This is a genomic window from Lacrimispora sanguinis (assembly GCF_044987295.1).
Taxonomy (GTDB): Bacteria; Bacillota; Clostridia; order Lachnospirales; family Lachnospiraceae; genus Lacrimispora; species Lacrimispora celerecrescens_B.
This window is the reverse complement of the sequence record NZ_CP173277.1, coordinates 3,427,024-3,440,968: the sequence shown is the minus strand read 5'-3', so window position 1 is coordinate 3,440,968 and position 13,945 is coordinate 3,427,024. Positions and strand designations below refer to the sequence as shown.

Below are 13,945 nucleotides of genomic sequence, written 5' to 3'. Positions count from 1 at the left end.
TGTTAATTATGTTAGATCAACTATTGAATTTCACCTTCCTCAATAAGGCTGCTTCATTTTCCATACCGGATATTTTAGCTGCCTTAGGTATTTCATTTGTGATTGGCTTGTTTATTTTTATGGTATATAAAAAAACCTACATAGGTGTCATGTACTCCTCATCTTTCGGTATTACCCTAATCGCCATGGACTTGATCACAACCCTTGTTATTTTGGCAGTGTCTTCAAACCTGATTACATCGCTGGGTATGGTGGGCGCACTATCCATTGTCCGTTTCCGTACCGTTGTAAAAGAACCGCTTGACCTCGTATATCTGTTCTGGTCCATTACTACAGGTATTATTGTCGGCGCAGGCTTAATTCCTCTTGCAGTGATAGGTTCCATTGCTATAGGCTGCGTCCTGTTTGTATTTGTCAACAGGAAAACTGCAGATACGCCTTATGTAGTTGTAATAAACTGCGATGATGAGAATGCAGAAACCCAATCAACATCAATGCTTAATAATCATACGAAAAAGCATCTTGTCAAATCTAAGAACGTGTCGAAAAACGGAATCGAGCTTACTGTTGAGGTTCGCCTCAAAGATTCCTCAGTGAAATTCATTAATGATCTGCTTACGATAAACGGTGTTTCAAATGCAGTCCTAGTTAGCTATAATGGCGATTATTATATGTAATGAAAAAAATACAGATGGGAAGTGAAGGCAATGATAACCAGCAAACATATAGCAAAAATCACGGCACTGCTTGTTTGCCTGTCGCTGTTCGCCTGTGTCATGATCGTTTATGCCGCTGGAGTGAATCAAAATAAAAAGGTGATGGATTATGAATCAAAGCTGTTCGGAGATGAGATCCTTACAATAGATATACGTGTCGATGAAAATGAGTGGCAGGAAATGCTTGACAACGCCATAGATAAAGAATATATTTCAGCGGATTTAGTCATAAACGGTGAATCATTTCATACAGTCGGTATTCGCACCAAGGGCAATTCAAGCTTATCACAGGTAGTCGGCATGGACGACAGTGACCGCTATAGTATTAATTTCAAATTTAGTTATTATGTAAAAGGGCAGACATGTTATGGGCTGGACACTTTCTGCATTAATAACCTGATGGGTGATAACACCTATATGAAAGACTATCTATCATACGACATTATGAAATATATAGGTGTAGAAACACCGCTTATGAATTATGCCAGCGTAACAGTTAATGGAGAAGATTTCGGTTTCTACCTGGCGCTGGAACGGTATGAAAAATCTTTTCTTGACAGGGTTTACGATACGTCCGGCGGACAACTCTACAGTGTCAAAACCACAATGGGGCAAGGAGAAGACTTCACGGATCATAAAACCGGTCAAGATGACGCAGATCGGGGAGCTAATGGGCAGCCAAGTGCTGGCGGGCAACGCCGGCAAGGCAATCAGGAGACGCTGGAAAGCGATGATACCGGAGGCCAATTGGAACAGCTGAATAACCAAAACGGCGGTATGGGCGCTTTTCCAATGGGCGGTATGGGCGGACGAGGTGGCGGAGACCTTGTTTACGTTGATGATAATATAAGCAGCTATCGTTCAATATTTAACAATGCTCAATCTCAAAAAAACTCCGACAAAGACAAACAGCGTGTTATTACCGCAATAAAAAACTTAAATGAAGGAACAAATCTGGAGCAGTATTTTGATGTGGACGAAATTCTCCGCTATCTGGCCGCGCATACGGTGGTTGTAAATCTTGACAGCTATACATCTGGTATGGCGCAAAATTATTACATTTATGAGCGCGATGGAAAAATCACTGTTTTGCCTTGGGATTACGGTCTTGCATTTGGCGGATTCCAGAGTGACAGCGCCAGTGACGTTGTAAACTTCCCGATCGACACACCTGTCAGCGGTGTAAGCATGGAAGACCGCCCCCTCATTAATAAATTGCTTGAAGTCCCGGAATATAAGGACAAATACCATGAATACCTGCGACAGATCGTGGATGGTTATTTTGTAAGCGGTGTTTTTGCGGAAACTGTAATGGATTTAGACGCAAAAATCAATAGCTATGTAAAAAACGATGTTTCTGCCTTTGCCACTTACGAAGAATATGAAGCATCTCTTCCGGTTTTTATTGAACTGGGAACCCTTCGTGCTCAGAGTATTGACGGGCAGCTTAACGGAACCATTCCTTCTACGACAGATGGACAAAATTCAGATAAGGATGCATTAATTGATACTTCCGGTATTAATCTGTCCGTACTGGGCAGTATGATGGGCGGAGGCGGCCGAGGGGAAGGCAGCCGGGGCGAAGGCGGCCAGGGGGAAGGTGGCTTCGGTGGTATGGGAGGTATGCCGGACCGGGAGCTTATGGAGAAGGCCATGCCAATCTTGCAGGAAAACAGCGGTGTGCTTAATGATGAAATCAAAGAGCAGCTTTTGGAAATGGGTTTGACAGAAGAACAAATTTCGCAAGTGACGGAAATGACAAGCAGGATGCCCGGCAGGAACGCAGCGAACCAACAGAGTAAGGCTGTCTCCGCAAACGCAATGGATCCAACCTATGCGGTTAGTGTATTTATATCACTTATCCTTCTATCCGGAGCGATCCTATTCTTAATGAGAGCCAAAAAAACTTATTAAATAATACAAACGGCTGAAGGTGATCCTTCAGCCCCTTGTACTGGCTACTCATTTGCTTTCATGCTATAATTACAGTTAATAAGGTGGTGAAACTATGGCAAAAATATTGGTTTGTGACGATGAAAGCGGACTTAGAACCGTACTTAAAAGATATGCGGTCTTTGAAGGACATGAGGTTGTTGAAGCAGCTGACGGCATGGAAGCTGTTGAGGCCTGCCGCAAGGAATCCTTTGATATCATTATCATGGATATTATGATGCCGGAGCTGGATGGGTTTTCAGCGGTAAAAGAAATCAGAAAAACATTAGATACTCCCGTTATTATGCTATCAGCAAGGGGGGAGGAATATGACAAGGTTTTAGGGTTTGAGGTTGGCATTGACGACTATGTAGTTAAGCCTTTTTCTTCTAAGGAGATCATGATGCGTGTAAATGCGATCCTGCGCAGAACACAGAAAAATACGGCTGCTAGTGATAATGACAATGGACATGTCATATTCCGGAAAGAGGGATTTGAAGCAGACTTGACCGCCTATAAGGTTTCAATTGACGGCATTCTTGCAAATCTTGCCCCAAAAGAATATGATCTGCTATTCTTCTTGATTCGAAATAAAAACATCGCTGTTCCACGCGAAAAAATTCTCACAGAAGTATGGGGATTTGATTATTACGGCGATGACCGGACGCTGGATACACACATGAAATTACTGAGAAAATCCTTAGGCCCTTATGCAAAGTTTATTACTACTTTACGGGGATTAGGTTATCGGTTTGAGGGCTAGCATATGAAAAAATCACAGCGGTTAATGTGGAAAATCTTTATCTTTTTGCTTGGATTCTGCGCGTTGCTTCTTGTTATTCTGTGGCTGTTTGAAACAGTATTTCTAAGTAAAATGTATGAAGATATTCGTAGAAAGGAAATAAACAACGCCATTGCTATGATTGAGAAAAACATTGACAATCCCAATCTCAATCAAATTATCATGCAGCTTTCCGACGATTCCGAAATACTTGTTACTCCGGCTCATGATTTCGTACCGCCAAACAGGCCAAATCCCGAAAACAGGCCCGCCCCTGAAAACAGACCTCAAATGCGGCAGGCAATAACCGAAACAAGAGATTTTATCACGTCTGATGGCAGAACAGTCTCCCTTGTTTTTTATGCCATGATATCTCCTGTCAACGCAACGATCTCCACGATAAAAGTTCAGTTGTATTATGTCACTGGCATCATGTTCGTCTTATCCATTATTCTGGCATTTGCTATTGCCAAAACCGTTTCGAAGCCAATCGAAAAACTGAATAAGAGCGCTAAAATACTGGCAACCGGAAACTATGATATTCATTTTTCTGGCAAGGGCTACAGAGAAATCCACGAATTATCGGACACATTGAATCATTCTGCTTCCGAGCTCTCAAAGGTGGAACGGTTAAGGCGCGAACTTATGGCTAATATCTCCCATGACTTGAGAACTCCTCTCGCTCTAATATATAGCCATGCTGAAATGATGCATGATTTCCCTGATGAAATTACTTCGGAGCAAACACAGACGATCATGGATGAAACCCAGCGGCTTTCCTCTTTAGTAAATGATATTCTTGATGTCTCCCGATTGGAAACCGGTACAATGGAGCTAAACACGGCAGAATATAACATTACGGAGAGCATTGATAAAACCGTTGGCAGAATAGCCGACTTGGTTAAAAAAGAAAATTACAGCCTTGTTTTCGAACATGACGAGGAGGTCTTCGTAAATGCGGATGAAGTGAAAATAACACAGGCAATCTATAATTTACTGACGAACGCAATTCATTACAGCACAAACGATTTAACTATTATCATTCGGCAAAAAGTCACAGACAAAGTGGTCAGAATCGAAGTGGAAGATCATGGTGAGGGCATTGGCAAGGATAATCTGCCTTACATCTGGGACAGATATTATAAAATTGATAAAAGGCATAAACGTGCGATCACAGGAACCGGCCTTGGACTGTCCATTGTTAAAGAAATTGTTGAGCTGCATCATGGTGACTACGGAGTAGATTCGCAAGTAGGTAAAGGCAGTGTGTTCTGGTTTCAGATACCAGGAATTAATAAGGTCCAGCCGAAAGGAGAACAATCAAATTAGCACAGTCAAATTAGCACAGTCAAATTAGCACAGTCAAAACGCCTGACGAACTCAAGGTTTCGTCAGGCGTTATATCGTTGTGAATCTACACCCCTTAAAGGTATGGCAGTTACGCTTCCAGCTTTTTCTTTAACAATAAATTTTTCCCGGATATCCCCGGCTCTGTCATTTGTACCGGATCTAATATATGGTCCAGTTCTTCTTCCCCTAAAAGCTTCTCCTGCAGAATCAGAGTTCTTACGGGTTTGCCGCTTAACATGGCTTTCTTAGCAATATCTGCCGCCTTTTGGTACCCAACGTGGGGGCAAATCGCTGTGATGATCCCAACACTGTTATCTACCAGGAAACGGCATCTTGCTTCGTTCGCTGTAATGCCGGATACACAGTTATCTACAAATGTCTGTACAGCATAGGAAAGAGTGTCAATAGACTGGAACATACAATAAAAAATGATAGGTTCAAATGCATTTAATTCCAATTGTCCGGCCTCTACGGCCATGGTGATGGTTACATCATTCCCAATGATATTAAAGGCAACCTGGTTTACAACTTCAGGAATCACCGGATTTACTTTTCCCGGCATAATGGAGGAGCCATTCTGCTTCGCAGGGAGGTCGATTTCATGAAAGCCTGTTCTTGGTCCGGAAGACATCAGGCGAAGATCATTGGCTATTTTAGACAATGTCACAGCGCAGGCCTTGACAGCACCTGATACGGCAACAAAAGAATCAAGATTTTGTGTCGCATCTATCAGATCCGTCGCCTGCACTAATTCCATATTAGACACCTTCGCTAAATTAGGCACAATACGTTTCAAATAATTTACATCAGCGTTGATTCCAGTTCCTATGGCTGTTCCACCCATATTCAAAGTACACATTTCTTCCATGGCTTTGTCCATACGGCGGAGGTCACGCATAATTGCTGTTGAATAAGCCTTAAATTCCTGACCTAACCGAATGGGGACTGCATCCTGCATCTGGGTTCTCCCCATCTTCAGGACATGGTCAAATTCGTCGGCTTTTTCACAAAATGCCTGATGCAGCCGGAGAAGTTCTATTTTCAGTTTTTTAAGGAGTCTTAAAGAAGTCATTTTCCCGGCACTAGGAATGACATCATTAGTGGACTGTCCACAGTTTACATGATCATTGGGATTGACAATGGAATAATCGCCTTTTTGTCCTCCAAGAATCTCAATCGCACGGTTTGCAATCACTTCGTTGGCATTCATATTCAGAGAAGTTCCTGCGCCGCCCTGAATCGGATCAACGATGAAGTCTTTGCGGAATTGTCCTGCCAGAATTTCATCACATGCCTGAATAATCGCTTCTGCAGTTTTCCTGTCCAGAAGACCTATCTCAAGGTTCGTTATGGCAGCTGCTTTCTTTATGTAAGCCAGACTGTTAATGATTTCTGGGTGAATGTTGAGACCAGTAATATGAAAGTTTTCTGCCGCACGCATTGATTGTACGCCGTAATACACATTGCCCGGCACATCTTTCATTCCTATTGAATCCTTTTCGACTCTGTAATCTATGTTATTTATGCTATCCAATGTCTAATCCTCCGTAATCGGTAAAATACCGTTTTGTATTGTATTTATTATAAAATCTATTTATAATATAATCAAATACGTATATTTCTATAATTGGTATAACTCTAAAGTTATACCTCGAAGCAGAGGAGGTTTACAGTGTTTAAGGGGATGGATTATGTATATATGGTATACAAAGAACAAAGTTTTTCCAAAGCTGCAAAAAAACTTTTTATTTCGCAGCCTTCGCTGAGTGCTACAATAAAAAGAATCGAGCTTAAAATTGGATATCCGATTTTTGATAGAAGTACAAAACCTTTGGCTCTGACAGAATGCGGAAAAAAATATATTAAATCCGTGGAAGAAATGCTCTATATTGAAAGCGAGTTTTATAATTTTGTAAATGACTGGGGCGATTTAAAAGTAGGAGAGCTGATTTTAGGAGGAAGCAGCCTTTTTTCTTCATGGGTACTGCCTCCTTTAATGGGCGAATTTACAAAACGGTTTCCAATGGTTAAGATCGAGTTAATTGAAGAGAGCACAGCGGAGCTGGCATTGTATCTTCAGAACGGCAGAATTGATTTGATGATTGATAATTGTTCTTTGGACAAAGGTATATTTGATAACAGTATTTACAAGGAAGAACATCTGCTTCTGGCTGTACCAAAGACTTTTGAAATTAACCAAAAAGCAGAGCAGTACCAGATTCCGGTACAGCTGATTCTTGACGGCTCCTTTTTGGAAGAAAAAATTAAGCCTGTACCACTGAATCTATTTGAAAAGGAACCATTTATTATGCTGAAGCCTGAAAACGATACAAGGAAGCGCGCGATGGAAATTCTTCAGGATCATGACATTACTCCAAATATTGTATTTGAGCTTGACCAGCAGCTTACCTCTTACAATATCACTTGTTCGGGTATGGGAATATCCTTTATTAGTGACACACTGATTGCGCAGGTTCTCTCTCATCCAAATGTTGTTTATTATAAGATTGAAAGTGAATTTTGCCATCGGAATCTATATTTCTATTGGAAAACAGGGAGACGGTTCACCCGGGCAATGGAGGAGTTTTTAAAGATTGCGGGGAGCAGTCAAAAAATGAATGAAAGGGCTTCCTATTAATTGAGTATTTTTCTTATGTCAGAATCGAGTAGGAGGCTGACCATTAGTTAGTCAGCCGACCTCTCACAACACCCAGCATACCGTTCGGTACTGGGCGTTTCCCTAGTTTACGCTATCACAGATTTGTTGTAAGAATTGAAAAACTGAAAGCCGTCCTTTTCTATCCTTTGATTCGTCAGGGCTGCTTTTAGAATTGGGCTGCTGGCTGTACGCCAGTAGCCTTTCCTTGTATTTGCAAGGATTCCTGCATTGGTTTTGCTGATTCCAAGGCTCTCAAGGTTTCGATACCTCGTTTTCACTCTTTTCCAACACTTCCAGAATACCATTCGGATTCGTCTCCTCATCCATTCGTCCGTCTCTTTTAACAGATTTTCCATATCTGCCAGCTTGTAGTAGTTTATCCATCCCACTATGAATTGTTTCATTTTTCTTTTCCACTCTTCATAGCTCTGGATATTTCTCCTACTTGTGAGTTCCTTGACCTTTGCCTTCATCTTTTCTTTGCTCTTCCCATGTACTCTCATTCGAAAGCCCAAACGACTCTTATAGAAACCATACCCCAGAAATTTTATTTTCCCTGCATATGATACATTCGTCTTTTCCCGGTTCACTTTTAAGAACAACTTCTTCTCTATATACGGTATGATATGGGTAAGTGTCTGCTTTGCACTTGCTTTACTTTTGCAGAATATCACCATATCGTCCGCATAGCGGACGAAACGGTGCCCTCTATTCCTTAGTTCCTGGTCCAGTTCATTTAGCATGATATTTCCACAAAGAGGACTAAGCGGTCCTCCCTGTGGTACACCGATTCCTGTTTCCTCGAACTTTTCACACCATACTGCTCCTGCCTTTAGATATTTATGGATCAGGGATATCACCCTTCCATCTTTGATATCCTTTGACAGGACTTGTATAAGTTTACTCTGGTTCACAGTATCGAAAAACTTTTCCAGGTCCATATCTACCGTCCAAACATACCCTTCTTCCAGATATGTCTGGCACTTTAACAGGGCATCATGGGCACTCTTTCCCGGTCTGAATCCGTAACTCGTTTCCACGAATTTCTCTTCATATATGGGCGTTAATATCTGGGCAATTGCCTGTTGAATGACACGGTCTACTGCTGTTGGTATTCCCAGTTTTCTTTTCTTCCCGTTTTCTTTGGGTATCTCTACCCTCCTTACCGGGGCTGGCTGATAGGTTCCTGCCAGTATGGATTTCCTTATTTTCTCGCCATTGTCTTTTAGATACTGTAAAAGTTCATTTACTTCCATTCCATCGACTCCGCCTGCTCCCTTATTCCGTTTCACTCGTTGGTATGCACGGTTTAAGTTTTCATTACTGACGATTATTTCCAGCAATCCATCTACTTTTCTGTCGGCGTTGGTGGCGTTGCTTTCAGTTATCCTCTTGTCAATAAGCGCTCCGCCATTCTCTTCGTGTTCCGCACTATCCCTCCGGCGGCAGCCATTGCTACAGCAATGTTTTGTGCTCTCTCTTTTCTCGACTTCGGTAACATTCATTTACTCCCACCTCCTAAGGTTCCACCCTTCCCATACCCGTCGACTGGCATGGTACTATGGTTTCAGCTGACTTCTCACGATAAATCTTATTTCAACCGTCGTTCGTAAAAAAAAACTCTCCACGTCCGTGAGATCTCCCCGGGTACTCGCATGCTCTTTCTCTCCATCTATCTGCCTTATTTACTGCAAATGGTTCCGTGTAGTTATTGGGCTTTGGCTTGTTTGGCAACCTTACCCCCATTTACAGCCTGATAAGATTTCTATTCGTCAGACCAGAGATTTGCCTCCACCTTCCTTCAGATTCGTCCTCACGGACGACACCCTTGGTCTTGGCTATATCCTTCCCACTACCGGGCGGATTCGAGACTTGCACTCATTAGAACATGCGCCCGCCGGGCACACCAACAAAAAACCTTGTACTCCATATCAGAGTACAAGGTTTTTCTTATCATGCCGGCGACCGGAATCGAACCGGTACGGGAGATTAGTCCCGCAGGATTTTAAGTCCTGTGCGTCTGCCTGTTCCGCCACGCCGGCATTCTCATATACCGTTTCAGTTCTTATAAACGGTACGGACTGGGTGGAGAAGGATTCGAACCTTCGAAGTCGTCGACAACAGATTTACAGTCTGCCCCCTTTGGCCGCTCGGGAACCCACCCATGCTCTTTATTAAGCAAGCGAGTGTTATTTTATCATAGGGACATGAAAAAATCAAGGTTTTTTTTAGAAAAATAAAAATTCTAATCCCGTTCAGCTACCAGCAAAACAGAGCTTGTTCCCGGCATAGAGACAAGCACCTGACCGTCCTTCACTTCATAAGGAATTTTACCCACATTATACCCATTTTCATAGGTCAACATGTAACGGGACATAATTTCCCCGTCCTTCATTCCCAGCTGCCATACCGGGATCCCAATCTGCCGTTCTTCCGGAAGATTGTTGACCGCCACAGCACAAATGCTGTCCTTTAAGAAACGTCCATAGGAGATGAGATGTCTCCCAGCCAGAAGCTGTTTTAAGGACCCCAGGCGCAATGCCGGTATGCTGTGATGAAGCCCGGTCATATACCGGTGAAACTCGATCAGTTCTAAATCCTCTCTGCCCCAGGGATAGGTTCTCCGGTTATCAGGATCCGTCCAGCCGCAGACACCGGCTTCGTCTCCGTAATAAATCGTGGGAGCGCCGGGCCAGGTCATCTGGATCATAACCGCCTCCTTAAAGATCCCATTGTTGATGCCCTGAGAGGCTGCTTCCGGGCCCAGAGTGGAGGTCCGTCCCACCCGGCCGTTCGTTCTGGTCATAAATCGGGAATGGTCATGATTCGACAGCTCATTCATGGCCACCTGAATGGAACCTGTCATCATGCGGCTCATGTGGTAATTCATGGACTTAAAAAAGCTATCGCCATCCCCAAACAGGCCGGGGTTTCTTTCGTCGCTGTGCTTTTCCATGCCTGTTAAAAACCAGGTTACCGGCTCCATAAAGGCATCATAATTCATGACCGTATCCCACTGGTCACCCTGGAGCCAGCTGGACGGGTCTCCGTAATGCTCAGCCAGCACAATGGCCTCCGGATTGGCCTCCTTAACCGCCTTACGGAAATCTCTCCAGAACTTATGGTTATATTCGCTGCTGTGTCCCAAATCTGCCGCAACATCAAGCCGCCATCCATCTATATTATAGGGCGGGGAAACCCACTTTCTGGCGATCTGAAGGCTATACTCATACAAAGTCCGGGAGTCCTCATAATTAAGCTTGGGAAGGGTTGCATGCCCCCACCAGCCGTCGTAGGATCCATTATAGGGCCATGCTTCTTCATCATAAAATTTAAAAAACGACCGGTACGGACTGTCCTTTGACACATAGGCTCCCGGCTCGTACTCTCCGGACATCTCATAGATCCGCTCTCCATCAAGCCATTTATTAAAAGAGCCGCAGTGATTAAATACCCCATCCAGGATAACCCTCATCCCTCGTTTGTGCACCTCTTCCACAAACCGGGCAAAAAATTCATTGCTTGCTTCTAAATTTTCTTTATCTGTCGTACGAATCATGTATTTTGCTGCAAGCCGGTTATCCACCGCATCCACTGCCACAGGCTGCCCCCCATCCTTAACGATCAGGCCATAATGAGGATCAATGTAATCATAATCCTGGCAGTCATATTTATGATTCGATGGTGATACAAAAATGGGATTAAAATATATGACATCAACGCCAAGATTCTTTAAATAATCCAGCTTGTTCCATACTCCCTGTAAATCACCGCCGTAAAAATATCCCACATCCATCTGGTTGGGATATTTCTCCCATTCCTTTACATTGGATACCGGGCGGCCAATATATACATACTCTCCGTCTACCACATCATTGGACACGTCTCCGTTGCAGAACCGGTCTACATAAATTTGATACATAACGGCCCCTTTGGCCCAGTCAGGCGTAGAAAAACCGGGAACAATGCGAAAATAAAACCCTTCCGGGTTATCCCCGGAAACACCCAGCCGGTTATAATAGCATACATCGCCGTCCCTAACCACCTTAAAGCTGTAGCAGATATTCTCATGTCCTGCCGTCAATTTATGTTTATAATAATCGAACTGTCCGTCAGACTCTGCCTTTTCCATGGCCGTCTCTCTGCTTAACCCCTCTTGGATATAACAGACCTGGTCCACATTGTCCTTTGCCGTCCGAAAATACAGAATCACATCATCCCCCACACAGGGCTCTGCCGGGAATCGGAAATTTTCTGTCTCATCAGTAAATAATGCATCTCTATTTAACGCCTCAGCCTGGAAGCACATATGATTTTCATTTCCTTTCTCGTCATCTATATATGTTCTATTTTATCCGATTGAAACAAAATATACAACCCTGCCTTTCTAAGTAAAACGCATAAAAAACGGCCAGCGGGGCAGCTGACCGTTTTTCGGAGAAGGTATTTCGTTTCTTATGGGGTGTAGCAAAAACTATATAATGTATTGGGGGGGTTTACGATTATTACTATATCACGACTAAGAAAATAAGTGTGCACAAACATCATTTTTTTACATTTGATTTTTTATGCACTTTTTCTTTCCCTCTGCACTAAACACAAAAAAGCGCAGATTCCGGGGTGGAAACTTAGATATTTTCCCGGAGTCCGCGCTTTTATCTCTTTTAAGCTTGCAGAAGATACTTAACCTTCAGCTGCTGCAGAAAACAAATTTTCAAATTCCTGCTGGCCGATCTTTTCTTTTTCCATGAGCAGCTTGCAGCAGGCGTGAAGAATCTCCTCATGCTTTAAGATGATGTCTTTCGCCTTTTCATAGCACTCATCAATAATCCGTTTTACTTCATTATCAATGGTATTGGCTACCTGGCCGCCGTAGCTCTTAGCATGGGCCAGATCACGGCCGATAAAGACTTCATCACCTTCATTCCCATAATTTATCATACCCACTTTATCAGACATACCGTACTGGGTCACCATGGCCCGGGCCGTTGCTGTCGCCTGCTTAATATCCTGGGAGGCTCCGGTGGTGATATCACCGAAGATAAGCTCCTCAGCGATCCTTCCGCCTAAATCCACCATGATATCCTGGAGCATCTTGCCCCTGGTATTGAACATATGATCATTTTCCGGTAATGGCATGGTATAACCGGCGGCACCGACACCCGTAGGAATTATGGAAATGGTATGAACCGGTCCCTCATCCGGAAGCAGATGGAATAAAATTGCATGACCTGCTTCGTGGTAAGCCGTAATCCTCTTTTCTTTCTCGGTTATTACCTTGCTCTTTTTCTCAGCTCCAATTCCAACCTTTACAAAAGCCCTGTCAACGTCAGCCTGGTTGATAAATTTCTTGCTGTGTTTCGCCGCATAAATGGCTGCTTCATTCATAAGGTTCTCCAGATCAGCACCGGTAAATCCGGCAGTTGTCTGGGCGATCCTCTTTAAATCCACATCTTCGCCTAAAGGTTTTTCCTTGGAATGAACCTTTAAGATTTCTTCTCTTCCTTTTACGTCTGGTCTTCCGACCCCTACCTTCCGGTCAAAGCGTCCGGGACGAAGAATCGCCGGGTCCAGAATATCCACACGGTTTGTGGCCGCCATAACGATGATTCCTTCATTGATCCCGAAACCATCCATCTCAACCAGAAGCTGGTTTAAGGTCTGCTCTCTTTCGTCGTGTCCTCCGCCCATACCGGTACCTCTTCGACGGGCTACCGCATCGATCTCATCGATAAATATGATACAGGGAGCATGCTTTTTCCCCTCTTCAAATAAGTCTCTTACACGGGATGCACCGACACCTACAAACATTTCCACAAAATCGGAACCGGAAATAGAGAAAAATGGTACTCCTGCCTCTCCTGCCACTGCCTTGGCAAGAAGGGTCTTTCCTGTTCCAGGTGGTCCCACAAGGAGAATTCCCTTTGGAATCCGGGCACCTACACTGGTATACTTCTGAGGATTCTTTAAGAAGTCAACGACTTCTTCCAGCTCCTCCTTTTCCTCTTCAAGTCCTGCCACCTTACTGAAGTTCACCTTATTCGCGTCTTTAGCAAGATGAGCCCGGCTTCTTCCAAAATTCATCATTTTGGCATTGGCGCTTCCTGCCCCTGCCCTGGCATTCATCAACATGAACAGAAAAACCAAAACTACCGCCGTTAAGATCAATGGAAGCGTAATCGTCAGGAATAAATTTTCCTTTTGTACTGCATCCACTGTATAGGTAATCCCATTGCGATCCAAACGATCCTGAATCTCAATGACATTGGACACATTGGCCTGTTTTGTTGAGTTGTCAGTCATGGTCATCTCAATCCTTCCCGTTGGGGGCGGATCGTTCTGCCTTATGGTTGCCGAGACTATGGTTCCATTATCAATTGCCTGCATTAGCTCCTGATTGGTAATAATACCGCTCTTTTGGGGCAGCCTACTGGCAAAGAAAAGCATGATGACCAGAAGGAGCAGAAAGCCCAAGCCTCTGAATGGTTGCTGTTGTTTCAACATGCT

9 protein-coding genes and 2 tRNA genes are annotated in these 13,945 nt (G+C 43.6%); 5 read left to right on the top strand and 6 right to left on the bottom strand.

Annotated elements, in window-relative coordinates; translation table 11 throughout:
* The first annotated feature begins 8 nt into the window (after positions 1–8).
* From ACHZES_RS15980 to ACHZES_RS15965, 4 genes are all read left to right on the top strand, one after another.
* A complete protein-coding gene (locus tag ACHZES_RS15980) occupies positions 9–677 on the top strand; it encodes a DUF4956 domain-containing protein (RefSeq protein WP_038280251.1) in 669 nt (222 codons plus the stop codon).
* Positions 678–707: 30 nt separating this feature from the next.
* Positions 708–2,630: a CotH kinase family protein gene (locus ACHZES_RS15975; protein ID WP_395547136.1), complete on the top strand. Its 1,923-nt coding sequence runs from the start codon at positions 708–710 to the stop codon at positions 2,628–2,630.
* Positions 2,631–2,724: 94 nt separating this feature from the next.
* Positions 2,725–3,411: a response regulator transcription factor gene (locus ACHZES_RS15970; protein ID WP_038280249.1), complete on the top strand. Its 687-nt coding sequence runs from the start codon at positions 2,725–2,727 to the stop codon at positions 3,409–3,411.
* Positions 3,412–3,414: 3 nt separating this feature from the next.
* Positions 3,415–4,758, top strand: coding sequence for a sensor histidine kinase (locus ACHZES_RS15965; RefSeq protein ID WP_395547137.1), 1,344 nt, complete (start codon positions 3,415–3,417; stop codon positions 4,756–4,758).
* 109 nt (positions 4,759–4,867) lie between these two features.
* On the opposite strand, the gene ACHZES_RS15960 is transcribed toward ACHZES_RS15965, so the two are convergent.
* A complete protein-coding gene (locus tag ACHZES_RS15960; protein WP_395547292.1) occupies positions 4,868–6,304 on the bottom strand; it encodes an aspartate ammonia-lyase in 1,437 nt (478 codons plus the stop codon).
* Between the two features lie 147 nt (positions 6,305–6,451).
* Here ACHZES_RS15960 and ACHZES_RS15955 point away from each other — a divergent pair, with 147 nt between their 5' ends.
* Positions 6,452–7,417 (top strand): LysR substrate-binding domain-containing protein, encoded by a 966-nt coding sequence (locus tag ACHZES_RS15955; RefSeq protein ID WP_395547138.1) that lies wholly within the window; start codon positions 6,452–6,454, stop codon positions 7,415–7,417.
* A gap of 107 nt (positions 7,418–7,524) precedes the next feature.
* Here the strand turns inward: ACHZES_RS15955 and ltrA are convergent, their stop codons facing one another.
* The 5 genes from ltrA to ftsH all read right to left on the bottom strand — a co-directional run bounded on the left by ltrA (position 7,525) and on the right by ftsH (position 13,939).
* Positions 7,525–8,943: a group II intron reverse transcriptase/maturase gene (ltrA, locus tag ACHZES_RS15950; RefSeq protein WP_395547139.1), complete on the bottom strand. Its 1,419-nt coding sequence runs from the start codon at positions 8,941–8,943 to the stop codon at positions 7,525–7,527.
* 451 nt (positions 8,944–9,394) lie between these two features.
* A tRNA-Leu gene (locus ACHZES_RS15945) sits at positions 9,395–9,480 on the bottom strand.
* Positions 9,481–9,520: 40 nt separating this feature from the next.
* A tRNA-Tyr gene (locus tag ACHZES_RS15940) sits at positions 9,521–9,602 on the bottom strand.
* 81 nt (positions 9,603–9,683) lie between these two features.
* Complete coding sequence (locus ACHZES_RS15935) at positions 9,684–11,747, bottom strand: glycoside hydrolase family 13 protein (protein ID WP_395547140.1); 2,064 nt, start codon at positions 11,745–11,747, stop codon at positions 9,684–9,686.
* A 374-nt stretch (positions 11,748–12,121) separates the two neighbouring features.
* On the bottom strand, positions 12,122–13,939 hold the full coding sequence (ftsH, locus tag ACHZES_RS15930; protein ID WP_154525307.1) for an ATP-dependent zinc metalloprotease FtsH: 1,818 nt from the start codon (positions 13,937–13,939) through the stop codon (positions 12,122–12,124).
* Between the last annotated feature and the right edge of the window lie 6 nt (positions 13,940–13,945).